The sequence below is a fragment of the Alteribacillus persepolensis genome (assembly GCF_900099605.1).
GTDB lineage: Bacteria > Bacillota > Bacilli > Bacillales > Marinococcaceae > Alteribacillus > Alteribacillus persepolensis.
In genome coordinates this window covers 372,629-397,221 of the sequence record NZ_FNDK01000001.1, presented here as the reverse complement: position 1 = coordinate 397,221, position 24,593 = coordinate 372,629, and the positions used below count along the sequence as shown (strand labels likewise).

The 24,593-nt window shown below is 42.5% G+C and carries 26 protein-coding genes; 18 read left to right on the top strand and 8 right to left on the bottom strand.

The window, feature by feature from the left end; translation table 11 throughout:
• Positions 1 to 59 precede the first annotated feature (59 nt).
• From BLT18_RS01940 to ytxJ, 6 genes are all read left to right on the top strand, one after another.
• Positions 60 to 263 carry an aspartyl-phosphate phosphatase Spo0E family protein gene (locus BLT18_RS01940; RefSeq protein ID WP_091270684.1) on the top strand — a complete coding sequence of 68 codons (204 nt, stop codon included), beginning with the start codon at positions 60 to 62 and terminating at the stop codon, positions 261 to 263.
• Between the two features lie 145 nt (positions 264 to 408).
• Positions 409 to 1,062 carry an SIMPL domain-containing protein gene (locus BLT18_RS01935; protein ID WP_091270682.1) on the top strand — a complete coding sequence of 218 codons (654 nt, stop codon included), beginning with the start codon at positions 409 to 411 and terminating at the stop codon, positions 1,060 to 1,062.
• Positions 1,063 to 1,078: 16 nt separating this feature from the next.
• Complete coding sequence (locus BLT18_RS01930; protein ID WP_091270681.1) at positions 1,079 to 1,552, top strand: hypothetical protein; 474 nt, start codon at positions 1,079 to 1,081, stop codon at positions 1,550 to 1,552.
• A gap of 52 nt (positions 1,553 to 1,604) precedes the next feature.
• Positions 1,605 to 2,654 carry a potassium channel family protein gene (locus BLT18_RS01925; RefSeq protein ID WP_217635726.1) on the top strand — a complete coding sequence of 350 codons (1,050 nt, stop codon included), beginning with the start codon at positions 1,605 to 1,607 and terminating at the stop codon, positions 2,652 to 2,654.
• A 102-nt stretch (positions 2,655 to 2,756) separates the two neighbouring features.
• Positions 2,757 to 3,701, top strand: a complete 945-nt coding sequence (locus BLT18_RS01920; RefSeq protein WP_091270677.1) for an AEC family transporter — start codon at positions 2,757 to 2,759, stop codon at positions 3,699 to 3,701.
• Between the two features lie 204 nt (positions 3,702 to 3,905).
• On the top strand, positions 3,906 to 4,250 hold the full coding sequence (gene ytxJ / locus BLT18_RS01915) for a bacillithiol system redox-active protein YtxJ (protein WP_091270675.1): 345 nt from the start codon (positions 3,906 to 3,908) through the stop codon (positions 4,248 to 4,250).
• Here the strand turns inward: ytxJ and BLT18_RS01910 are convergent.
• Positions 4,247 to 5,809, bottom strand: a complete 1,563-nt coding sequence (locus tag BLT18_RS01910; RefSeq protein WP_091270673.1) for an FAD-dependent oxidoreductase — start codon at positions 5,807 to 5,809, stop codon at positions 4,247 to 4,249. The two genes, ytxJ and BLT18_RS01910, sit on opposite strands and share 4 nt — an antisense overlap.
• A gap of 100 nt (positions 5,810 to 5,909) precedes the next feature.
• Between BLT18_RS01910 and BLT18_RS01905 the strand changes: the two genes are divergently transcribed.
• Together BLT18_RS01905 and BLT18_RS01900 are read left to right on the top strand one after the other, a co-directional pair.
• Complete coding sequence (locus tag BLT18_RS01905; RefSeq protein ID WP_091270671.1) at positions 5,910 to 7,598, top strand: thiamine pyrophosphate-dependent enzyme; 1,689 nt, start codon at positions 5,910 to 5,912, stop codon at positions 7,596 to 7,598.
• 46 nt (positions 7,599 to 7,644) lie between these two features.
• Entirely contained in the window at positions 7,645 to 8,490 is an 846-nt protein-coding gene (locus BLT18_RS01900) for a GNAT family N-acetyltransferase (protein WP_091270669.1), read from the top strand.
• Positions 8,491 to 8,494: 4 nt separating this feature from the next.
• Here BLT18_RS01900 and BLT18_RS01895 read toward each other — a convergent pair whose 3' ends face one another.
• Complete coding sequence (locus BLT18_RS01895; protein ID WP_139184695.1) at positions 8,495 to 9,220, bottom strand: DUF421 domain-containing protein; 726 nt, start codon at positions 9,218 to 9,220, stop codon at positions 8,495 to 8,497.
• A gap of 150 nt (positions 9,221 to 9,370) precedes the next feature.
• Here BLT18_RS01895 and BLT18_RS01890 point away from each other — a divergent pair, with 150 nt between their 5' ends.
• Entirely contained in the window at positions 9,371 to 10,186 is an 816-nt protein-coding gene (locus BLT18_RS01890) for a GNAT family N-acetyltransferase (RefSeq protein ID WP_091270667.1), read from the top strand.
• A 99-nt stretch (positions 10,187 to 10,285) separates the two neighbouring features.
• On the top strand, positions 10,286 to 10,441 hold the full coding sequence (locus BLT18_RS01885; protein WP_091270665.1) for a small acid-soluble spore protein P: 156 nt from the start codon (positions 10,286 to 10,288) through the stop codon (positions 10,439 to 10,441).
• A 54-nt stretch (positions 10,442 to 10,495) separates the two neighbouring features.
• Here BLT18_RS01885 and BLT18_RS01880 read toward each other — a convergent pair whose 3' ends face one another.
• Positions 10,496 to 11,356, bottom strand: a complete 861-nt coding sequence (locus BLT18_RS01880) for a protein-glutamine gamma-glutamyltransferase (protein WP_091270662.1) — start codon at positions 11,354 to 11,356, stop codon at positions 10,496 to 10,498.
• A gap of 288 nt (positions 11,357 to 11,644) precedes the next feature.
• On the opposite strand from BLT18_RS01880, the gene BLT18_RS01875 reads away from it, so the two are divergent.
• Positions 11,645 to 11,839 carry a hypothetical protein gene (locus tag BLT18_RS01875; protein ID WP_091270660.1) on the top strand — a complete coding sequence of 65 codons (195 nt, stop codon included), beginning with the start codon at positions 11,645 to 11,647 and terminating at the stop codon, positions 11,837 to 11,839.
• Positions 11,840 to 12,045: 206 nt separating this feature from the next.
• Here the strand turns inward: BLT18_RS01875 and BLT18_RS01870 are convergent, their stop codons facing one another.
• Positions 12,046 to 12,795, bottom strand: coding sequence for a sulfite exporter TauE/SafE family protein (locus tag BLT18_RS01870; protein ID WP_091270658.1), 750 nt, complete (start codon positions 12,793 to 12,795; stop codon positions 12,046 to 12,048).
• Positions 12,796 to 12,972: 177 nt separating this feature from the next.
• Between BLT18_RS01870 and BLT18_RS01865 the strand changes: the two genes are divergently transcribed.
• Positions 12,973 to 13,575, top strand: a complete 603-nt coding sequence (locus BLT18_RS01865) for a trimeric intracellular cation channel family protein (protein WP_091270656.1) — start codon at positions 12,973 to 12,975, stop codon at positions 13,573 to 13,575.
• 63 nt (positions 13,576 to 13,638) lie between these two features.
• Entirely contained in the window at positions 13,639 to 14,574 is a 936-nt protein-coding gene (locus BLT18_RS01860; RefSeq protein ID WP_091270653.1) for an NADP-dependent oxidoreductase, read from the top strand.
• 51 nt (positions 14,575 to 14,625) lie between these two features.
• Here the strand turns inward: BLT18_RS01860 and BLT18_RS01855 are convergent, their stop codons facing one another.
• On the bottom strand, positions 14,626 to 14,991 hold the full coding sequence (locus BLT18_RS01855) for a DUF4363 family protein (RefSeq protein ID WP_091270651.1): 366 nt from the start codon (positions 14,989 to 14,991) through the stop codon (positions 14,626 to 14,628).
• A gap of 23 nt (positions 14,992 to 15,014) precedes the next feature.
• The gene (locus BLT18_RS01850; protein ID WP_091270649.1) at positions 15,015 to 15,743 is read right to left on the bottom strand and encodes a YetF domain-containing protein; all 729 of its coding nucleotides are present in this window, start codon (positions 15,741 to 15,743) and stop codon (positions 15,015 to 15,017) included.
• Between the two features lie 345 nt (positions 15,744 to 16,088).
• Between BLT18_RS01850 and BLT18_RS01845 the strand changes: the two genes are divergently transcribed.
• The 3 genes from BLT18_RS01845 to uvsE all read left to right on the top strand — a co-directional run bounded on the left by BLT18_RS01845 (position 16,089) and on the right by uvsE (position 20,807).
• Positions 16,089 to 17,951, top strand: coding sequence for an assimilatory sulfite reductase (NADPH) flavoprotein subunit (locus BLT18_RS01845; protein WP_091270647.1), 1,863 nt, complete (start codon positions 16,089 to 16,091; stop codon positions 17,949 to 17,951).
• A gap of 24 nt (positions 17,952 to 17,975) precedes the next feature.
• On the top strand, positions 17,976 to 19,691 hold the full coding sequence (gene cysI, locus BLT18_RS01840) for an assimilatory sulfite reductase (NADPH) hemoprotein subunit (protein WP_091270645.1): 1,716 nt from the start codon (positions 17,976 to 17,978) through the stop codon (positions 19,689 to 19,691).
• A gap of 147 nt (positions 19,692 to 19,838) precedes the next feature.
• Positions 19,839 to 20,807 (top strand): UV DNA damage repair endonuclease UvsE, encoded by a 969-nt coding sequence (gene uvsE, locus BLT18_RS01835; protein ID WP_091270642.1) that lies wholly within the window; start codon positions 19,839 to 19,841, stop codon positions 20,805 to 20,807.
• Here uvsE and BLT18_RS01830 read toward each other — a convergent pair.
• Both BLT18_RS01830 and BLT18_RS01825 read right to left on the bottom strand, forming a co-directional pair.
• Positions 20,784 to 21,350, bottom strand: a complete 567-nt coding sequence (locus tag BLT18_RS01830; RefSeq protein ID WP_091270640.1) for a hypothetical protein — start codon at positions 21,348 to 21,350, stop codon at positions 20,784 to 20,786. The genes uvsE and BLT18_RS01830 overlap by 24 nt on opposite strands.
• Before the next feature lie 31 nt (positions 21,351 to 21,381).
• The gene (locus BLT18_RS01825; RefSeq protein WP_091270638.1) at positions 21,382 to 21,612 is read right to left on the bottom strand and encodes a hypothetical protein; all 231 of its coding nucleotides are present in this window, start codon (positions 21,610 to 21,612) and stop codon (positions 21,382 to 21,384) included.
• A gap of 124 nt (positions 21,613 to 21,736) precedes the next feature.
• Here BLT18_RS01825 and BLT18_RS01820 point away from each other — a divergent pair, with 124 nt between their 5' ends.
• Positions 21,737 to 23,332, top strand: coding sequence for a spore germination protein (locus BLT18_RS01820; RefSeq protein WP_091270635.1), 1,596 nt, complete (start codon positions 21,737 to 21,739; stop codon positions 23,330 to 23,332).
• 37 nt (positions 23,333 to 23,369) lie between these two features.
• Complete coding sequence (locus BLT18_RS01815) at positions 23,370 to 24,584, top strand: Ger(x)C family spore germination protein (RefSeq protein ID WP_091270634.1); 1,215 nt, start codon at positions 23,370 to 23,372, stop codon at positions 24,582 to 24,584.
• Positions 24,585 to 24,593 lie beyond the last annotated feature (9 nt).

The window sequence follows — 24,593 nt, the reverse complement described above, 5'->3', positions numbered from 1 at the left end:
GCAAGTAACAGCCAAGACCCTCTACATATAAATAATATAGAGATTAAAAACTAGAGGAGATGGAAACAATTTTTAGGAAAATGGTGTTGTTAAGTCAGATTACGTGGAAAAAAAGAGACATGCATAAAAAAGCAGATCTTTATGGACTCACAGATACGAGAACGGTACAATCAAGCCAGCAGCTTGATACATTGTTAAATGAGTACCAGGGTATTCACCCACGAACCAAAAAACGTTTTGCAGGTATCATTAAAGAATATTAGGCAGACATGAAAAAACACTGTTTTCTCCTCTTTAGGAGAAAACAGTGTTTTTTCTTTTTCTTCTAGAGGTAAAAGCAGCAACAATAAAAAAGCATACATATGTATACCTTTTGCAACATGAAATAAAAGGGAAGGAGGCGGTTTCATGTATCATCTGCCGGTTAATGCCAGAAACGCAACGAAACTAATGACGGTGAATGGAAAAGGAAGTGTCAATGCGCAGCCGGACACTGCTTATATGACCCTTGGTGTAAGAACAGGGGATATAAAGCTGGAAACAGCACAGGCAATCAACGCAGAAACAATGAATGAAGTCACAGCAGCGTTGCAGGAGTTAGGCGTAACCGATGAACAAATCCAAACGATAAACTATTCCATTACACCACAATATGATTATGTAGATGGACAGCAAGTGTTTCGAGAATATGAGGTGGTCCATGTCATTTCCGTCACGACCAATCAGATGGATGATATTGGAGTTATTATTGATACAGCGGTATCACATGGTGTCAATCAAGTGGCGGAAGTGTCTTTTTCTCTCGCTTCATCAAACCGCTTTTATCAAGAAGCATTACACCTCGCTGTAAGAAATGCTCGAGTGCATGCTGAGACAATAGCACGCACGCTCGAGCTGCAGCTGGCTGCTGTTCCAGTTACCATTGCCGAAAAGCCGCCGCTTTCCTCAGACCTATCCGTCTATGCTTTGCAAGCGGCTACACCAATCGCACCCGGACAACTAACAATAACAGCAGAAGTAGAAGTACAATATGCATATGCTGCACCGCATCAGCGAATATGAATAAGGGATGAGAAAAATGGTGATTATCTCAGATAGAGGTGATCACATGGCTGTTAACATTATTTTTGGTTTTTTGTTTCCGTGGCTGTTCGGCATGTTTTTTTGGAAAAAAGACAAACGGATGGTTCGAAAAGTTGTTCCATTTGTCAGTATCCTTTCGCTTATTATTAACACAACGGGCAATAAGTACTGGCTGGTTACGCCAAAGCTGAAAAAACAACAATATTTAACGACGTTTCCGCAAAACTTTGGTTATTTTCCAATGATTGGCTGTTTGTTTATTTATACATTGTATAAAAAGCAGACGCATACGTTATTTTGGACCATCGTGTTTGCTGTTGTATCCTCTGCCGTCGAATTTAGCGCGATTTTGTTTGGCAAAGTGAAATACAGAAATGGCTGGACCATCATCAGAACCTTTTTCGTTTATATGTGTTCGTTATGGCTCTTGCACTGTTATTACACGTTTTTTGCGAAAACAAAGGCATGATGGATACCTTTTCTATATGCGGGAAAAATAGTATAGGAAAGGGAGGAACATGATGCTGTTCATTTTTGAATTAATGAAATCTGTTATCAAAGCAAGAAAGCTGACAATCTTTTTTGTCGCTATTTTGTTTATTGTATGCAGTTCCGTCTTCATCACGTATATTGAACCAGATGTATTCACTTCTCCTTTTCTCGGTTTTTGGTGGGTGATGACGACTATTACAACGACCGGGTATGGAGATTTAGTGCCGGAAACAACAGCGGGACGTCTCTTCGCTATATTCTTGTATACGTTTGGTGTCGGATTAATCGGGGTCGTCATCGGTAAAATTGTTGAAGGTTTTGGGATTTACAGAAAGTTAAAGGAGGAGGGGCAATTGAGTTACAAAGGGAAAGACCATTATGTTGTGGTTGGCTGGTCCCAAAAAAGTAAAAATACGATTCAAGAATTGCAGCTGTCTAACCCCGATGTGAATGTCGTTGTCATTGATTCTACCACAAAGGCTCCTTTCACCCCGTCATCACGTTTGTTTTATATTCAAGGAGATGTGACAAACATAGACACCTATGAAAAAGCAAACTTATCTGAAGCGAAAGCGATTTTAATTTTCTCACCGGATGGGACAATGGATGATACCGCTGCAGATGGGATGACGCTGCTGGTAGCCAGTTCCATAAAAAGTTTTATGAGCCAGGAAAAAGAAAAGAATGTGTATACGCTTGTCGAGATAAAAAAAGAAAACCACATCGCTAACTTTAAACATTTAGAAGTCGATGAGTTTGTCTTAGCTGGAGAAGCGCTTTCTGATTTAATGGCACGGTCGGCGATGTTCCAAGGATCTAGCACGTTGTTTATGAAGCTGTTGAGCAGAAAATATGATGTCAGCCTGTGGAACATTCCAAAACGAGACAAGTGGGAGACATATCGCGATGCTTTTGACGATTTGAAATTCGAAGGGGCTCATTTAATTGCTGATGATGAGAACTTTAACATCATGAAAAAGTTAGATGAAAAATTGCCTGTTCATGCCAACCTCTTTATTATTTGTGAAGAAGAAGTGTATAAACATATTATGGAGCTGGTTCAAGAAAAAAGTTCTTGACTGCGCGTCAAGAACTTTTTGTGATGTTAGCACGAATGCAAAAAAAGTATAACTAACCTCCTGCACGTCTGACACATATCGTAGTGACAGGAGGTTAAATAGATGCATGCACTCGGATTATTTGCTCAAGAAATGCTGGCACTTTATGGCATGCTTATTGTTGGCTACGCGGCGCGAAAACTAGGTGTTTTAAGTTCGGCAGCTAACCAGGTGATTACTCAGCTTGTCTTATATATTACACTGCCTGCACTTATTTTGTTTGCCATGGACACAGCGTTTTCTGTGGACCTTGTCGTTGATATGGTGATTTTAATCGTCTTGTCTGTATATATTTTACTGTTAGCATGTGTGATAGCACGGTGGGTGAGGAAACGCTTCTATATCCCAAAACAGCAGGAAAACGTTGTCGAAGGTTTGATTATTTTTGGCAATCAAGGTTTTCTCGGGTATGCGGTAGCATTTATTTTGTTTGCAGATACAGGCATTATGTACGCTACCATGTTTAATATTGTGTACTTAATATTAATATGGACATATGGAGTGTATCTTTTTGTGCGTTCTGCGGAGCGGATTGCATGGAGACAGGTATTTGTTAATCCCGGCATTGCTGCCGTCATTATCGGGCTGATCATTTTTTTCGCGCCATTTCACTGGCCGCTGGCTGCGTCACGATTATTAGAAGATGTCGGTAAAATGACGATTCCGCTCTCGATGATTCTGCTTGGCAGCTTACTTGTTTCTGTGCGATATGATAAAGTAATAACACTTTTAAAAACGAAAATGGTCTGGAAAATTACGTTTTTAAAATTAATTTTACTGCCGCTTTTAGTTATTCCTGTTTTTTTCCTGCCGGTATCTTTTTCATTTCCGCTTATATGTGTGGCTGTATTAACAACAGGAATGCCTTCTGCTTCTACGATTTCTCTGTATGCGAAAAAATATGGAGGCGATGAAGAATTTTCTTCTTTTGTTGTATGCATCACGACACTGGCGGCTTTTGTAACGATACCGCTTCTCTACACCGTTCTTCAATGGATCTATTTGTAACAGAAATAGTCATGATGAGAAAGGGCATATTGCTGTTTAGGCCCATACGTTTAAATGACAGGAAAAAGAAAGCAGGCATTTGATTAATGGATCCAGAATGGTGTATGAGAAAACACATCATCTCCTCCCGGCTAACCGTGTTTCGGAAGGAAATGATGTTATGCGTAGCAATTTACAGGAAAATAAGAGGAAAAGGAGGACGACATGGCATATTTACAAGAGATAACAACATCTGAAGAATGGAAAGAAACGCTTAAGGTGTCTCAAGAGAAGGAGGTGCTTCTTGTCAAACATAGTACAACGTGCCCCATCAGTGCTGCTGCTTGGGATGAAGTACAAAAAGTCATAGAAAAAAATACAGGAGAAAACACAGTGTTTGCCTACGTGAAAGTGATTGAATCCAGGCCTGTTTCACAACAAATAGCAAAAGATACAGGGGTCAAGCATGAATCACCCCAGGCTTTGCTTATGAAGGACAGACGTGTCACATGGGATGCTTCCCACGGTGATGTAACAGAGGAAGCGCTTGATGCAGTGCTGCATCACTAATATCCAGAGTTTTCATCTGTCGCATTATCGAGCATTGTAAAATCCTCTTTTTGGAGCGGTTTTTCAGCCGGTCCTTCAATGACTTCACCTGTATAGGAAAATCTTGAACCATGGCACGGACAGTCCCACGTTCGATCGCCATGGTTCCATTCTACTTCACAGCCGACATGCGTACACGTAGTATCGACAATATGCATCTGCCCATCTTGATCTTTGTACGCCCCTTTTCGTTTACCATCTATTAAGACGACAGCTCCTTGGTCTCGTTTTAAATCTTCATACGATGTGTTTGGAAGCTGTACTTTGCCTTTGATTAAATGCTTTGCGACATCCGCGTTTTCGATAAAAAACTTTTTTAAACTTGGATCCGCATAAAACCGAGCAGGGGAGAATAATTCTTGATAAGGATTTTCCTTGTGCAAGACGATGTCTGTTAACAGCTGGGCTGCTGCCGTTCCGTTTGTCATGCCCCACTTGCGGTATCCAGTAGCAATCAATACTCTCGGGTTTTTCGTTGAAACAGGACCGACATACGGCAGTTTATCGAGTGTAATTAAGTCCTGAGCAGACCAGCGGTACACAATATCTTCCACTTGGAACAGCTTGTTTGCAAAAGTATGCAGAGCCTCATAATGCGTCTGTGTATCTTTTCCTTGTCCTGTTTTATGACTCTCTCCGCCAATAAGAACAATATTTTCATTTGGCAGCGACAGGGAACGAAGCGAACGAGCCGGTTCATCTACGCTGAGATACATGCCTCCTGGATAGGCTTCTTTTGTTTTTACAGCTAAAATATAGGAACGGTCTGCATACATTTTCGCCGAATACAGGCCGCGGCCTTCATAAAAAGGAAAATGGGTGCAGGCCAGAACATACTTGCCTGTAACGCGTCGGCCATTTTTGGTCAAAACCGCAGCTTGCTGGCCGCTGCTTTCCACATTTACGGCAACGGTATGTTCAAAAATCTTTCCGCCTTTTTCCTGAAATGCCTGAACGATATCAGCTAAATATTGCAGCGGGTGAAATTGCGCTTGATTCGGCATGGACAATACTTTGTGCGTACTGACGGAAAAAGGAATTGTATCGTCTAATTGGCCATCAATGGAGAGTGTTTGATATGCTTCCCATTCTTTTTCCAGTTTTTTTGCATAATCTTCAGTAGTGGCATACAAATACGCATCTTGTTTCATAAAACCACAAGAAATATTTAAATCGCGTACCGTTTGTTCGATAAACTGCATGGCATGGCTGTTTGCTTCATAGTATAACCTTGCTTTACTTTTCCCCATATGCTGGATGATTTCATCATAAATCAATCCGTGTTGAGCAGTTATTTTGGCGGTTGTGTGACCAGTGGTACCATTTAACAGGCGGCCGGCATCCAGCAGTACAACATTCATACCTTGCTGCTGCAAAAGATAAGCTGCTGTAATACCTGTTATTCCACCACCGACAATGACTGCATCTGTTTGAATATTTTCGTGCAGCGTGTCAAATTCCGGAAGGTCCGTTGTCTGCCGCCAGTAGGATTGAGGGGTTTGAGGTAATTTGTCTGTCATGTTTATCACTCCAATAGGAAAAACATCAATACTAGTAAGAAGTGTTTGCAAGGATCTTTCATACTATGCCTTTATATGAAAAGAAGGGATGATAAAAAGAATGGCCAGCAAAACAACGGTTGCTGCTCAAATAGTGGATATCTGTTATCAAGAGGGGGCAGACCGGGTTTTTTCGGTGCCCGGAGAAAGCTTTTTAGATATCATCAATGAAATATACCTTCATGAAAGCATGAGATTTATTTCGTGTCGCCATGAAAGCGGGGCAGCGTTTATGGCTGAAGCATATGGGAAAGTAACGAATAAACCTGGTGTTGTCATGGCCACACGGGGCGTAGGGGCATCTAATGCAGCGATTGGTATTCATACCGCTTATCAAGATTCCACCCCCCTTGTCGTTTTTTTAGGACAAGTCGAGCGGTCATGCCGAGGCAGGGAAGGATTCCAAGAAATCGATCTTGATCGTATGTTTTCACCTGTGGCAAAGTGGACATATGAGTTACAGGATGCCAATCGAACGAGTGAAATGGTTCACCGGGCTTTTCACCTCGCACAATCAGGGCGCCCTGGTCCGGTTGTCATATCCGTGCCGCAGGATGTATTAAAAGAAGAAATCGATGAAACGCCGTATCGAACATTCCAGCGTTTACGTCCCTGTCCGAATGCTGATGATTTGAAGAAAGCTGCGGCATGCCTGCGTGATGCAAAGCGGCCTCTTATTATAGCAGGGGGTGGAATTTGCCGCTCGCAAGCAGAAAAGGATCTGCTTACATTTGCACAGCGTGCGCACATTCCCGTTATAGCTTCATTCAGACGTCACGATGTGATGCCCAATCATCACCCGTTATATGTCGGCCACTCTGGTCTTGGTACATTTCCAAATATTTTAGACACCATCAAACAAGCAGACACAATTCTTGCGGTGGGAACGCGTTTATCTGACATTACCACACAACATTACTCGGTCATATCGGAGAGGACAGCACTTATTCACATTGATATCGAAGCGAATGTATTCGCAAGAGGGTACGTGCCTGAACTCGCTATTGTTGCAGATGCATCAGAAGCGTTAAAAGCACTCTCGGCTTGTCCGTGGGAAAAAAATCATGCATGGATAGAGTGGGCAAAACAGCGCCGACGAGTGTTTGAACATGCGGCGGCCATTGTGAAAAATCCAAGTAAACACGCGGTGCACATGCCCCAAATTATACAAGGAATGCAACAAGTACTGCCAGAGGATACGGTCGTTACTAACGATGCTGGCAACTTTGCGGGATGGCTGCATCATTTCTATCAGTTCCAGAAGCCGAAAACCTATATTGGGCCGACATCAGGAGCGATGGGGTACGGTTTTCCCGCAGCGGTTGCAGCAAAAATGATTTATCCCGATCGAACGGTTATTTCCTTATCTGGTGACGGCGGCTTTATGATGACGATGCAAGAGTTAGAAACCGCTGTCCGGTATAACACAGCAGTGATTGCGATTGTGTTTAATAACTGCATGTACGGCACGATTCGCATGCACCAAGAAAAAGTATTTCCTCACCATGTGCTTGGCACGACGTTAACCGATACGCACTATCATACCATCGCAAACGCGGTTGGAGCCGTTGGCTGGCGCGTGGATAATGATCAAGCATTTGCACAAAGGTTAGAAGAAGCATTGCAGTATACAAAACAACACCGGGTTCCCGTTGTGTTGGAAGTGATGTGTGAGCCAGAACAGATTTCTGTATCATCGACGATCGCACGGATTAGAGAAGCTAAAAAAGATCAGTCCTCTTCATCATAAGCACTGTTCTCATAAGAGAATAGAAAGACATAAAAGGGGTAAGAGTATGTATATTCGTACGCTCGCTTTTCACGACCAAAAAGCGGTGGAAAAGATGGATACGGGAATTCCTCACGATTATGTAAAAGAAAAGTTTTTGTACCTTCTTTGTCACGATCACTTATTCGGTGCATTTAGCGGAGATGAATTAATCAGCATAGCGGGATATACAGTATTTGCAGAACAATATGCCATGTTAGGCCGGCTGCGGACAGCGGCGGCGTATCGCGGACGTGGAATTGGCACAATCATGATGGAATATGTACAGACGAAAGCATTGGAACAGCCAGCTGTCCAATGGACAGGGTTTATCACCCAAGTGACGAACAAGCAAACCATAAAAATCGCCCAAACGTTAATGTTAGAACCAGTTCAAACACAGTATTACGGTTATTTGACAGCAGCTGGAGAAAAAGCACTGTCGCAAAGAACAAGCTCCCGCCATGAGTGGGAAAAAGTAATGGACAACAATAAGAAAAGGCAGCTGCTGCAGCGTACAGCAAACGATTATGACCGCACTCGAGTCTTTCCATACAATATTTATTGTCCGCTGCCCTTTGAGGAGTCGTTATGGAGTGACAGGTATTTAGATCAATGCCAATGTTATCAATCAGGATCCCGTTTGTTTCTCTTAATGAAAGACGATAGAATCGGCAGCTACTATCACGTGAAATACTTTTGGAACGATGTATTTGAACAGCACGGCTTATGGAGTATTGTAACAAATCAAGCGGCATTATCGCACCGACGCATTTGGCTTGATTTGACGCCAAGCAGCGCCCGGAGCCTCCCTGATGTCTCATATGTAAAAGTGGACACTCCTTGGACGCTGTTTGGCAGACATTTTTCGTAAGCACTTAGTGTACAAGAGGGGGGACGGGAGTGGTGGAGTTATTTTTTAAGGAAATGTGCAGTTTTAGTGACGGATTGATGGATGCAAAAAACACTTGAGATACATCCTCAATGCCGTGTTGTATAAGCTGCTGCCGGAGCCAAAGGTAATCGACATGAAGGTGTTTTAAGACAGGTTCGTGTACCTCTCCATCTATAATAACAGGATATGCGACAGCACTTTGTTTTTGTATTCCCATATCACCAGTCGTAACAGGATTTTTTTCTGTTTTTTTTAAAACGCTTAATGCTCCATTGGCTTCAACAATGGCCAGGCGAACATCGCGAATGTCAAATACATCTTTTTCACGGAGCATTTGTAAAATGTTATCAATGGAATAATCAATGTGTTGGAGATTGTGTTTTAACAGTACACCGTCATATACGACGATAGTTGGTTCAAATGTAATCAAGCGTTCTACCGTGCGGCTGGTTATTTTCCAGTGAGCGACGAGACGCTGCAATACGCCGATGGCGACAACAGCTGCTGCAGTGGGGATATGATGGATACTAGGGTCAGCAATATCGGCTCCAACCACCGCTCCTAGTGTGATAATAATAAGGAAGTCAAAAATAGGAAGTTCTCCAATCGCGCGCCTTCCCATAAAAATCGCCACCGCTAATACGACAGGCAGTATGGTCAGTATCCGTCCGTACACAAGTACGATATCCTTTAGTGTATCGAATATCATAACCACCTTCTTTGCTTTATTTTTGTTTTAGCTTTGCCGAAATAAGACACGACATGTACGTAAAAAAGAAACAAGTAACTCTTTGTGCATTGCAGTAATGGATATATATGAAAATAATAGGAGATAACAACATAATAAGAAGTGATAAAAATGATGGAATTGCAAGAAAAAGATTTTAAACATGTCCTGCCATTATTAAATAATCGAGATGTGGAAGCAACAGCGGTCTGTAAACGGATGAATGCCGGCCGTGTTTTTGCAGATAGTGTAATGTTTCCAACAGTGGCAATGGTTTGGCTTGGCAATAATGATGGACTGCATGTTGCGGGCAAAGCGGATGATGAGGCATTCTGTATGTCATTGTTATCGTTTGTCGAACAATCATTAGAGCCTCAGCTGGTGGAGAGAGGATTGAAAGAGATAAATCTCGTCGCTCGTCATCCAGCATGGTATCCGCTGTTAGAAAAGGGGTTTCATCATCGCACGTTTTATCGGCAAGAGCAGATCATGTATCTGCTCCATAAAGGAAAGGCAGCTGTATCCCTGCCGTTATCGTCGGGATATCGCATAGAGAAAATCACCCATGATTTTTATGAAAACAGCACGTGTATTAATCTTTCCTACCTTCACAGAAAACTGGATGAATCATGGATGACAGCAGAGGAGTTTTTTACTGGCGGGCGTGGGTACTGTGTGACGTTTGCCAATGAAATTGTAGGACTTTGCCATACAGCATTTGCAGCAGAAAATAAGGAAATGGTGGCTATTGAAACATCCGAAGCCCATCAAAACCAAGGAATTGCGAAAGTCCTTGCACAAGCTTTCATTGATGATTGTCTGCGGCATCATAAAATGCCATGTTGGGATGCAGCAAAAGAGAATAAAGCATCGCAAAAAGTGGCAGAGCAGTTAGGATTTTCTCCAGCATTTTCTTATCAGGAATATGTGATGCCGATTGGAACATGACTGTATACAAGAACGTGCGCTTTTGATGAAAACGTTGGTATGAAAACAGTGAACGGATACATGCTATAAGTGAGGTCATGGATAAAGGAGTGGATGACAATGGCCAAACAAAATCCAAAAGGGCCAAAGCAGCAAGAGAAAGTGCAGCTTCCACAAAGTCCAAAGCAACCTTATGGTGAGCCGCTGTCTGGTTCACATAAAGTAAAAAACAGAAATCACACAAGACAGAAGAAACACGCTTCTCATGATATGTAAACCGAAAAAGAGCGGGTCTGGATGGCTCCGCTCTTTTTCGGTTACTATAAACGGTTACATAGGATCTCTCCAACGGTGGTACTCGTTGTGTAAATAGTAAATATATTGTTCTAAAGAAATAGAACTTTCATTGTGGGTAATAATGATGTAAATAAGCTTGGTCCGGTTGTGCTGTTGTCGTTGTCCTGAAAGAAGGGCAAGCTGTACAAAGTTCGGCCTTGCCACAATATCGGATAGATAGGCAGAATGCGTCGCATTAGGCTTTCTCAATTCGTTTAATGTTGCAATCATGTTTTGTGCAGACTGCATGCCCACACCATGGCCAAAGTACTTGTCATTCTCTAATACAACAGCGTTTTCACCACGCCATTGAGACATTTGTGGGTGAAAGTCCGGGTTTTCAAAGTAAACAACGTCACCTGGAATAAAATAGTTCGTGTAGGCAGTGGTTAACCCTAAGTCAGGATCAAAGTTCCAGCTGTATAACACGAGGTGCTGAAAATGCGTATTAAACAGGTTGTCTCCAATCGTTCGTAACACGCCGTCATAAAAAATAATAATCATGGCCGTTGCACACTCAAATCCATATTGCGAACCGTTTAAAAAGATATCACGTATAGCAGACGATGGATGGACTCCTTCCTTCAATTGAATCGCTCCGGTCGAGGTGACAAACCAATACATCGGATTTGCCCTTGTAGAAGCAAACACTTCAAACGCGGCATCACTTTCGTAGAGAGCTTTTGCACTGGCAATAATATTTGTCCGCAAACGAATTTCAAAGGTCAATGCTCCTATAGACGGATACGTATGCCATGAACGATCAGCTTGCAGCCGCTCGAGGATGATTTGTTCTGTAGGATTAGTTGGGCTGTACTGGGATGGCTGAAAAACCATGCCGGCTATCTGAATCATAGGTTACCCCTTTTCGCTTCTATCGTATCGTTACCAGTATATTGAAGAAGAGTTGTCATTATGTATAATAAAAGATGCGTCCGCTAATTGATAGCAGATGCTATCAATTAGCGGACGAAGCAATAAAATGGGTATTTACACATTTTTCGCGAGCATGATTCAGGTTTGTAAACACTTTTACAAATATTGACATAGACGGAGAATGAGGTATAAGATAGTAGTTGATATAAAGATGATAGCAAGCGCTATCTCATGTATATCAACTGATAGGGCAGGGAGGGAAATGTGATGGCATCGGAAAAAGTGCAGCTCAACGTACGCATACATAGAGACACAGCAAAATTACTCGATGAAGTGGTCGATTATTATCAAGAGCACACGAAATATGGAAAAGTGTATAAAGGTGAAGTGTTAACCGATATTATCGAAAAGTCACATGAGATTATGCAGAAACAAAAACAACGGAAAAAACAGCCATATTAATACGGAATGATCTAGTAGTATGCGCTTCTATTTAGTTTTCGCTGCTCAGTAACCGCTCGTTTGGAACATACAAAAATGAACCGACAGACAAACTGCAAAAAAGAGCTGTCTTAAGGGAGAACCCCGTAAAGGACAGCTTCTTTGTTTCTAGTGCAAGCAAGTGCACGTTAATAGCGCCGTCATAACTATACAGCATCATTTTTGCACTAAGGAATCACCAACTGCATTCCGCCAACTAAAGATAACAGTAACACCACGATATTAAATATTTTTTGCGGAATGAACGGAAGGACTTTGATTCCTAAGGCAGTTCCTCCTAATATAGCAGGAATGAGCCATGCATTAAACGAGAGAGTCTCCCATGTAATTAAACCTAAACCAGCATACATAGGTACTTTGATGAGATTTACAGCTAAATAAAACCATGCTCCGGTTCCAATAAACTCTTTTTTCGACAGAGAAATAGCTAATAAAAACAGAGCCATAATCGGGCCGGCTGCATTTCCAATCATTGTTGTAAAACCTGCCAGTGTTCCCATCAATGCGACAAACCAACGTGTCTTTGGCACAGCTTGCAATTTATTTATCCCCCACCGCTCACGTGAGATTTGAATACTAACCATAAATAAAATAATGACTCCAAGCAGAATTTCAATAGGCCTGCTCGTTACAATGAAATAAAGCAGCACAAAACCTGCCAATAAGCCGCCAAGCACCCATGGAAGCAAAGACAAAAGCGTTTTCCAGTCGACACTGCGCCTGTAATATGTAACAGCAACGATGTCACCAATAATCAGCATGGGCAAAACGATGCCAATGGACTCCCGGGCCGGAAAAATAGAAGCCATAACGGCAACAACCAATATGTTCAGCGTAGGGATTCCTGTCTTAGAAACGCCGATAAAGACAGCACATAACACGACAAGCACGATGTGAGCGATACTCAAGTCGAACAAGCGAAAAACACCTCCTTTTCTTTTTATTGTAGAAGAGTCGCAGGAAAATTTCGACAGTTATTTTTATATGAATGGTTGTCAGCTTATAAAAACGCTTTTTCCTGTATAAGAACGTGATATACTGTGTGAGTAATGAAACATCATTCATAATCTTATATGTATAAAGGAATGGGTATGATGACATGGGATTTATTCAACATTATCGGGACGATTGCGTTTGCGCTAAGTGGTGTCGTTGTAGCCATGGAAGAAGAATATGATTTAATGGGTGTGTATATATTGGGGTTTGTCACCGCTTTTGGCGGTGGTGCCATTCGTAACTTGCTGATTGGTGTTCCTGTATCGGCGCTTTGGGATCAAGGAAATTTGTTTGTGATTGCATTTATTGTGATGACGGTTGCATTTTTGCTGCCGTCTTTGTGGCTTGATCGTTGGAAACGATGGGGCGTTTTATTTGACGCTATTGGATTGGCTTCCTTTGCCATTCAAGGTGCGATTTATGCCACGGAAATGGGGCATCCGTTGAGCGCAGCTATTGCAGCTGCTGCATTAACCGGAACGGGCGGCGGAATGGTACGTGATATATTGGCAGATCGAAAGCCCATGTTTTTGCGCAAAGACATCTATATCGCTTGGGCGATGCTTGCTGGTCTTGTTATTGGTTTGGGCTGGATACAAACCATGCCAGGCTATATTCTGCTGCTTGTAGCGATTGTTACGTTGCGGATGCTTTCAGTGACTTTTCAATGGCAGCTTCCATATCGTAAATTACAACATTAAGATTATGTTCAACGTTTATAGGGGAAGCATATAAACAATGCTGCATAAGGAGGGAAAGCTAAGATGAAAGCAATTGTGATCGAAGAATATGGAGATAAGGATGTGCTGCAAGAACGGGATGTGCCTATGCCTGGATTAAAAGATAATCAAGTGTTGCTTGAAATATACGCGACATCGATTAATCCAATTGACTGGAAGGTACGTGAAGGATATTTAACAGATATGCTGCCATTTTCGTTTCCCATTATCTTAGGATGGGATGCTAGCGGCGTGATAAAAGAAAAAGGGAAAGACGTGAAAAATTTTCATGTTGGAGACCGCGTGTTTACTCGACCGGCAACGACCAATAAAGGCACATATGCAGAATATACAGCTGTTGATGAAGAATTGCTTGCTCCTATGCCGGAGAGCATGACGTTTTCAGAGGCAGCAGCGATTCCGCTCGCCGGGATGACGGCATGGCAGTGTTTAGTTGATTTTGCCAACATACAATCAGGTGACAATGTGCTCATCCATGCAGGATCTGGGGGAGTGGGTACATTTGCAATTCAAATAGCAAAACATTTTGGAGCCTATGTTGCAACAACCGCGAGTCAAAATCACGCATTGCTGAAATCACTCGGAGCGGACGAAGTTATTAATTATAAAGAAGAAGATTTCAGCCAAATATTGCATGATTACGACATTGTGCTTGATTCCATTGGCGGGGGAGTGCAATCCAAGAGTTATCATGTGTTAAAAAAACAAGGCAAGCTTGTTTCGATTGCCAAGCCGCCAGAAAAAGAAGAGGCAGATGAGCATGGTGTCGACAGTGGCTTTGTTTGGCTTCAGCCAAAAGGAGAACAACTGCAGCGTCTGGCAGATATGTATGAAAAAGGCGAGCTGACACCTATTATTTACGAAGAGTTCGCATTTGATGAAGCGTCGCTCAAAGAAGCACACGCTTTAAGCGAAACGAACCACGCCAATGGAAAAATCATTGTGAAAGTAAAAGAATAAGTGCACAAACAAAAATTGCTGCGCTGCTCATTTATCATGTGCGCATCCTGATTATCCTAAAGATTCCCAGACGTCGTACAAATAGTACAGTTCAGAGGAAACGGCTTGGGAGTCTTTCGTTTTGATGCTGCCATGAATTTTAGCTAAAGCGTGATGCATGGAGATTAAATCATCGCGTTCCACGCTGAACTGGATCCGCTTGGTGACTGTATCCAATGCACGATTTGCTTGGTCTAACGATTTTGACGCTTGCTGCCAGTCTTCTTTTTGAATCGCATATTCAATCGTTTGAAGGTGTTTCATCACGTCGTCTTGATTACCATGCAGGGGCTCTTTTAACCAGCTGCCTCCAGTCATGACGAGGCAAGAGACAGCTATAAACAGCGTTGGAATAGCATAAAGTAAAAATTTTTTCATTATCCGTTACTCTCCTTTCACGCTTAATAAGGGCCTGGATAGTCACTGACGTTCATTTTATCGGAGATACGGTCTTCGAATGTGTCTAAATAAAAAACGTCGTTCGGTAAAATCGCTGCAAACGACACATCTTTTAACGATGTCACGCCCCGCTTTTCCAGCTGCGTCATCAGCCATGATTCATTCACGTTTCGTTGAGCGAGATTTTGATGAATAATAGTGCCGTCGATAATCAACTCCGTTGTTAAAAAGTTTTTTTGTTCCGGAAGATGAAGGTCTCGTTTTTGAACAGGCTGATACCCAGAAAATGAGCGCACTGATACAGACCCATCTGGTTCTAATAAAGCAACTTCCACTTCCACTGGGGAAAACACATTTTTAACACGCAATTGTGCCATCAACTCATCTTTTGTGATCCTGGCGGCAGCTAAATTTTTTTCCAAAATTTTGCCGTCTTGCATTAATACCACTGGTTCAGAGTCTTGGACTTTAGACAGAAAACGGTTTTTTACCCCAATATATTGAAGAAAGATGGTTAATACAATGAAGACAGTGAGTGCCATCCAATGGACGAATGCTTTGGAGGAAAGATCTGTGGCTAAAGTAGCGGCAATGGAACCAATCGTAATGCCGTTGATGTAGTCAAACATTGTGAAGTTGCCGATTTGTTGTTTTCCAATCATTCGGGCATAGATTAATATCGTAAAAAATGTAATGAAAGCACGTACGACAACGACAAGAGATTCTTGCATGTCCATCTTCCTTTGTCCGCAGTTTTGTACCAATAAAAGGGCGATTTTTCTAAAAAATCCCTGTGATATCGCGGTATAGATATTATCGCAGGATGCTTCTCTTTTTATACAAGTGGATATTTTTCTTTTTTAGTATCAAAAACCAACTTGACACATAGGAATAATAAAGATACGATAAAACATAATCATTGTTCAAGCTAGATGCCACAATAAGAAAAGAAAGAATAATGCCTGTTTTGAGGGATGGATCGGCATTTTTCGTATACATAATGATGGTGTTTTATCTAGCATTATGACCATCTTTTTTAGAAAGGTGGGAATATTCGTTTTGTGAGGTGAATTTTGTTGCAGCTTTTGATTAACAACAGTCCTTTTAGTCAAGAACAAACGGAACTTTTAAATCGTTTACTGCCAACTTTATCAGAGGAACAAAAAATTTGGTTAAGCGGTTATTTAGCTGCGAATCAAGCAGCAAGTGCCGCTGTACCAGCACAAGCTCCATTAAGCACAGAAGCACAGACGTTTCAGCAGCCAGAAAGTGCTGTGCAGCCTGCAGCACCTGCATCGAAGGAAATTACGATTCTTTATGGTTCTCAAACAGGCAACAGCCAGTCGATAGCAGAAGAAGCAGGAGAGAAGTTAAAAGGGCAAGGTTATGATATAACGTTGTCTTCTATGGATGAGTTTAAGCCGAAAGCGTTGAAAAAAGTAGATCAATTGCTTGTGATTGTCAGTACACATGGAGAAGGCGACCCTCCAGACAATGCTTTGTCTTTTTATGAATTTTTACAAGGCAGGCGCGCTCCAAAATTGGAAAACCTTCGTTATTCCGTCTTAGCTTTAGGTGATACATCGTACGAATTTTTCTGTCAAACAGGCAAAGACTTTGACAAGCGCCTCGAAGAATTAGGGGCAGTGAGGGTACATGACCGGGTTGACTGCGATGTAGACTTTGAAGAGTCAGCGCAAGAGTGGATCGAAGGCGTTATTGCTGCATTAAATGAAACACAAGACGCCAGTGCAGCTGCGGCAGCAACCGCTCCGATGGGTGCGGCGGCGCCAGAGGCTGCGGCTAAGCCATCATATTCACGAAGTAATCCATTTCGAGCCGAAGTATTAGAAAATATGAATCTCAATGGACGCGGGTCCAATAAAGAAACACGCCATCTTGAATTATCTCTTGAGGGATCAGGCTTGGAATATGAGCCGGGTGACAGTTTAGGTATTTATCCGGAAAATGATCCGCAGCTGGTAGATAAGCTGTTAGATGAGATGAGCTGGGACCCGGACGAGAAGATAACGGTTAATAAAAAAGGGGAGCAGAAAACGCTGCGGGAAGCTCTTCTTTCCACTTATGAAATTACGGTATTAACCAAACCGCTCTTGGCAAAAGCTGCTCCACTTTCAGAAAATAAAGCGCTGCATGAATTAACGAAAGAAGGAAATGAAAAGAAGTTACGAGAGTATATAGACGGAAGAGACTTGCTCGATTTAGGCCGGGATTTTGCTCCTTGGAATGTACCGGCAAGTGAATTTGTAAATATCTTGCGGAAAATTCCGCCACGTTTATATTCGATTGCAAGCAGTCCCAGTGCTAATCCTGATGAAGTACACTTAACAATTGGAACGGTCAGGTATGAGTCGCATGGCCGTAAGCGCACAGGGGTATGCTCCGGGCAATGTGCAGAGCGGACAGAATCAGGTGATACACTGCCGGTATATATTCAGCGCAATCCAAACTTTAAGCTGCCTGAAGATCCGGACACACCAATCATTATGATTGGTCCGGGAACCGGTGCAGCACCGTTTCGAGCGTTTCTTGAAGAAAGAGAAGAAATCGAAGCAGCAGGCAAAACGTGGATGTTTTTTGGAGATCAGCATTTCCAGACCGACTTCATTTATCAAACAGAGTGGCAGCGGTGGCTCAAAGAAGGTACCTTAACGAACATGGATGTCGCTTTCTCCCGAGATGGGAAAGAGAAAGTCTATGTCCAGCACCGTATGCTTGAAAAAAGCAAAGAATTCTATAACTGGCTGCTAGAAGGGGCCGTTGTCTATGTCTGCGGAGATGAGCAGTACATGGCGAGTGACGTGCACGACGCGATTTTAACGATTTTACAAAATGAAGGCGGTATGAGTGAACAAGACGCCATTGCCTATGTGGAAGATATGCAGCAACAAAAACGTTATCAGCGTGACGTGTATTAATAGAACGGGGAAAGGAGATTCATGATGGCACAAAATAAAGTTGTACCAACTCAAGATGGACCGCCAAGTGATAACGAACGCATCAAACGAGAAAGCAACTTTTTAAGAGGGACATTGGAAGAATCGCTGCAAGATTCGATCACTGCAGCGGTGTCAAGTGATGATGCGCAGCTGACAAAGTTTCATGGCAGTTATCTGCAAGATGATCGTGATATTCGGAATGAGAGAAGACAGCAAAAACTTGAACCGGCTTATTCATTTATGGTCCGCGTCCGTCTTCCGGGCGGGGTCGCTACGCCGCAACAGTGGCTGAAAATGGATGAAGTTGCTCAAACATACGGTAATGATTCGCTGCGTCTAACGACCAGACAAACCTTTCAATTGCACGGCATTCTCAAATGGAACATGAAAAAGAACATGCAGGCTCTGGATGAAGTAATGCTGGATACCATTGCTGCTTGCGGCGATGTAAACCGCAACGTGATGTGCAATGCCAACCCGCATCAATCCGAGGTTCATCAAGATGTGTATAATTTGGCAGGGCAAATTAGTGAGCACTTGCTGCCGAAAACGAAAGCCTATCATGAAATTTGGCTGAACGAAGAAAAAGTCATCGATAGTTCGACAGAAGAAGAGCCGATATATGGAGATGTGTATTTGCCGCGGAAGTTTAAAATCGGTCTTGCTGTTCCGCCGTCGAATGACATTGACGTCTTTTCTCAAGATATTGGATTTATTGCAATTGTCGAAAGCGGAGAATTACAAGGATTTAATGTGAGTGTCGGCGGCGGTTTAGGCATGACGCACGGTGAAGAAGACACATACCCACAGGTAGGACGCGTGATAGGCTTTTGCAAACCGGCACAAGTGATTGATGTCGCCGAAAAATTATTAACAATCCAACGTGATTACGGCAACCGCTCCAATCGAAAAAATGCACGTTTTAAATACACCATTGATCGTTACGGGTTGGAGTGGTTAAAAGAAGAATTGGATGCGCGGCTTGATTTTTCATTAGAAGAAGCGCGTCCGTACCACTTTGAAAGTAATACAGACAGCTATGGTTGGGTAAAGGGAATCAACAATCGCTGGCACGTAACGTTGTTTATTGAAAATGGCCGTGTAAAAGATACGGAAGATTATAAGCTGATGACTGGTTTGCGGGAAATTGCTCGTGTTCATACAGGAGATTTTCGTATTACGCCAAACCAGAACGTTATGATTAGTAACGTAACACCGCAAAAGAAGCGCCAAATTAATGAATTGATTGAGAAATATGGGTTATCTGACGGAAAGCGGGATTCAGCGCTTCGGCGCAATGCTATGGCTTGTGTCGCTTTTCCAACGTGCGGGTTAGCAATGGCTGAGTCTGAGCGTTATTTGCCATCATTAATTGATAAGCTCGAAGATATTGTAGAAGAAGCAGGTTTGAAAGAAGAGGAAATCACCATCCGTATGACCGGCTGCCCGAACGGCTGTGCAAGATCAACACTTGCTGAAATTGGGTTTATTGGAAAAGCGCCAGGTAAATATAACTTATACTTAGGGGGAAGCTTTACGGGGAAGCGTTTAAATAAGCTGTATAAAGAAAACATTGGAGAAAAGGAAATTTTAGAAACACTGCGCTCTCTTTTATTTGATTATGCGAAAGGACGCAATGACGGCGAGCGTTTCGGGGATTATGTCATTCGGGCAGGATACGTCCAAGAAGTGACATCTGGATTGAATTTTCATGATTAAAAGCAGCTGCATCTACTCATAACAAGGGGAGTAAAACAGGGTTCCATTGCGCAATGGGGCCCTGTTTTTTTGTTGACTCTGATTCATTGGTCAACATGTATCAACCCCTTTGCAATCTATCATACTAAGCAGAAGAGGTGATAAAAAATGACAATGGTTCGACTTGGTTATGTAGCCATGAGCACAGAACTTGAGAATGCTTCGCCGTCCCAGACGATGACATTTGCACAGTTTCAAAAAATTGATAACAGAGAAGCGGCCATTCGAAAACTGGAAAAAATCGCGCGGTCAAATCTAGAAAATACCTTGCGCCATTTAAAACATAATGCTGCTTCGGCTATCCATTTTTACCGGCTGACTTCCCGCTTGATTCCGCTTGCCAACCATGAAGAACTTCACGATTGGGACTATCTGACTCCCATTGCTGATGTATTAAGTGAAGTGGGGGAATTTGCTAATAAGCATAACATGCGGATTGATTTTCATCCTGATCATTTTGTGCTGATTAACGCTAAAGACAAAGATGTAGTTAAAAATACTATCAAAACATTGCAGCTTCATTTCCGGCTGTTAGAAGGCATGCACACTGATACGACGCATCGTTGTGTCATACACGTGGGAGGAGAATACAAAGAAAAAGAACAGTCGCTTGAGCGTTTTATTACGAATTGGATGGTGATCCCATCCCATTTGCAGCGAATGATCATGCTTGAAAATGATGATGTCTCGTTTACGCTTGCAGACACATTATACTTATGTGAAAAGTTAGGAGTCCCGCTTGTATTTGATTACCATCATCATCTGGCTAACCATAATAAAAGGGAGTGGGAAAGGGAGTGGAACCGCGTGGTACAAACGTGGAAAGATTCACCGCATCCAGTGAAAATGCACATTTCCAGCCCGAAGAGCACCCAGAAATTTCGACATCACGCTGATTATGTGGACACTAACATGTTTTTTGATTTTTTACACACAATCAAAGGAAGTGTGAAACAAATTGACTGCATGATAGAAGCAAAGAAAAAAGACGCCGCATTATTTCACCTCATGGAAGATATCCAACAGCGGGCAGACGTGGAAGTTATTGATGGATCACGTTTTGTACTTAAAGAATAAAAAGCCTTTTGTTGCCCAGTAGCTGATAAACACAACGAATACATCAATAAAAAGCAGGTATGTCAGATTCATCCATTTATGCATGCGAAGAAGATCTGTTAACAGAGAGAGGCCACCAAAGCCGTAGGAAAAAACAATGGATGCAGCAATTGCGTACAGCCAAAAATGTTTGTTATGTGCGGTGCAATGCTGATACAAAAGCATAAACGTAACCGGAAACAGGGCAGTGGTAACGGTGATACCTCCAGGGATTAAAAGTACATGTGTCAGGCTGTGCGGGTGTACAAGCAAATTATAGGATGACAGCATGCGGTCAATATTGGACCATACGACATGGGCTGTGTAACCAAAAAAACAAACTTCAAATAACCGTTTTTTATCAATATAGAAATATAAAACAATAAGCGGAATCACAATGGTGGCTACATTCATCCAAAAAAACCACGTGTCAATACTTGAGTATTGCATCCAATACGTTTGTGTATAGGCAGAAAGCGTTTCTTTTAAATTGAAAATGTGCCGGTATAAAATTTGTTCTTCCACAATAAAACCCACCTTCAGCTTCCGCATTCTGTCATTTGCTTGTGCCTTTTTTATGTTTGTTGTACCAAAACACTAATGCATCAACAAATATAAGCAGTACGAGAAAGGCCAGGATGAACATCTCGACTGTCTCCATCACACGAAACGGATTTAGCGCGTTTTTCACAGCCTCTAGTTTGTCCAGCCCTATGATGACATCTAAACTTAGCGATAAACCCGATAATAATACCATCAATACGATTGTCACCATTAAAATTTTCACGTTATCAACCCCGCTCTTACGAGTAGTTTCTTTCATGTGGAGCTGTTTTACTCTAAAAAGACTAGTATAATACTTGGCTTTCCTGCAAAAAACTAACAAAAACATGCAAAGGATACTATGCGTTATGACATTTAAGCTGAGAAAGCTTTCCAAGGCACGTACAACTTCATCCAAATCAAACGAAGACGAAGGAGCAAAAACTGAAAAAAATGAACCGTTAAGCGATTCGTTAGCGCAAAATGTAGAAGCAGTGAAACAAAAAACTGGAAACAGTGCAGATATTTCAATTCGTGAAATTACGTTGAACGATCAGGCGCATACAAAAGCTGCTGTTGTGTTTGTGGAGGGCATTGTAGACCAGCAGGCCATTGATGACTTTTTAATTCATTCGCTGATTAACGATGACGACTTAAAAAAAAATCCAGCAGACAATATATTAGAAACGATTGCAGAAAAAGTGGTGGCATTAGGAGAATTAACTCGCGTTCATAATCACAGCGAACTGTTTCAAGCGTTATTTAATGGTGAAACAGTTGTTTTGATTGAAGGCTTTTCTGAAGGAGTAAGTACGGATACAAAGGGCGGCGAAAGCCGTTCTGTGGATGAACCGCCGACAGAAATTTCTCTTAGAGGACCACGTGAAGGGTTTACCGAGTCGATTCGCACGAATACATCCCTCGTGCGCCGGCGCATTAAAAACGAGAAATTATGGGTGAAATCCATAACACTTGGCAAAGTAACGAATACGGATGTTGAGATTATGTACATTGACGGCTTGGCGGAAAGTGACATTGTCCAGGAAGTAGAAAACCGTCTAAACCGGATAAATACCGACAGCATCTTAGAGTCTGGCTATATTGAAGAGCTCATCGAAGATCAAACAGCGACGACATTTCCGACGATTGCCCATTCAGAAAGGCCTGATGTTGTCACGGGCAACCTGCTAGAAGGAAAAATTGCCATCTTCATTGATGGCACCCCATTTGTTTTAATGGTGCCAGCTGTATTTGTGCAATTTTTCCAATCTGTTGATGATTACTACAGCCGGTTTGATATTGCAACCAGTATCCGGCTGTTACGCATTATTATTTTTATTACATCTTTGTTTGCGCCAGCTGTATACGTTGCAGCAACAACGTTTCATCAAGAAATGATACCAACGCAGCTGCTAATCGTGCTAGCTGCTCAGCGTGAAGCAGCACCACTTCCTGCTGTAGTAGAAGCGATTTTGATGGAAATCATTTTTGAGGTATTACGAGAAGCAGGGGTTCGAATGCCAAAAGCTGTCGGCCAGACGATATCCATTGTTGGGGCGTTGGTTATTGGGCAGGCAGCTGTCCAAGCAGGGATTGTTTCACCAGCGATGGTTATTGTGGTAGCGGTTACGGCGATTGCCAGTTTCGCTACTCCTTCTTATAACATCGCTATTGCTGCCCGGCTAATCCGTTTCGTAAATATGATTGCAGCGGCAACGTTTGGTTTTTACGGTATTATCCTGACTTTTATTGTGCTGCTGATCCATCTTTGCAGCCTTCGTTCATTTGGTGTGCCATACATGGCACCACTTGCTCCATTCGATGCGTCCGGAGCTGGAGACACAATCATTCGAATGCCGTGGTGGAAAGTGAAAAAAAGGCCGGCATTGACAGTGGATGGGAATGTGATGCGACAAGGAGACAACCAGAAACCATCTCCGCCAACGGACCGGACGATGAAATAATAATCCTTTTTATGTTGAAAGAAAAGGTGTCGACTATATGAAAAGAGTAACGACATGGATAAGTGGATTACTGCTTTTGTTTCTTGCCGGCTGCTGGAGCAGCCAAGAGCTTCCAGATTTGGCGCTTATTTCAGCGGTTGGGATGGATGCAACAGGTGACGGTCAATATGCTGCGACTTTTCAAGTAATTAATCCTGGCAATGTGGCAGGAGAAGGAACGCTTTCTCGCGGGGGATCGGAAAGTCCTCCGGTGACAACGTACAGCAGCACGGGTCCGACGATGACAGAAGTGAACCGGCGTGTTTCTGAAAAAGTATCCCGCCGTCCTTATTACGCACATACAAACTTACTTGTAGTCGGAGAACAGTTGGCGAGGGAAGAAGGTTTAGAAAAGGTTTTTGATGCCTTTGAACGGGACCCTGAATTTCGTACAACGACGCGTGTCATCATTGCCGAAGGAACGACCGCCGGGGAATTTGTGACCGCATTAACAAGTTTGGATAAAATACCAGCCAATAAAGTCATTAAAACGTTAGAAACGACTGAGTCATTTTGGGGAGAACATAAAGATACCAACATGCGTGAGGTGTTAAAGCATGTTGGTCAGTCGGGCCATGAGCCGCTCGTTTCCATATTCACGTTACATGGTGATGAAGAGAAAGGGAAAAAAATCGATAATATCCAGACGACTTCTCCGGAAGCCCGTCTTGAAGCAACAGGGATGGCAGTGATGCAAGACGGAAAAATGATTGACCGTATTTCTAACGAAGCGTCCAGAGGGGCCTTGTGGGTGCTGGATGATATTCAGAAGACAGCCGTTTCATTGGATTGGAAAGGACAAAAAGATGCGCTCGTTTTCCAAATTGTACGCAATAAAACAGATGTGTCCGTTCGTATACAAGATAACCTCCCGGTGTTTGATATCCAAGTTTCCACAGAAGGAGAGGTGGGGGAAGCACATGTGCCCATTAATGTTAGCAATCCGTTTCTTTCTGGCACCGTAGAAAAAAAATCTGGTGAAGAAATCAAAAAAATAATTGAACAGGCTGTGGCAAAAGCACAAGAATTACAAACAGATTATCTTGGTTTTGGCGAACTGCTGCATCGAAAAGATCCCAAACTGTGGAGGAAACTGGAAAAAACGTGGAATGAAGACCATTTTCCAACTGTTGAGGTGAACGTAAATGCGGATGCATATATTCGCCGTTCTGGACTAAGGAATGAACCGACATTTTCAGAAGACGTGGAATGAATGGATTGA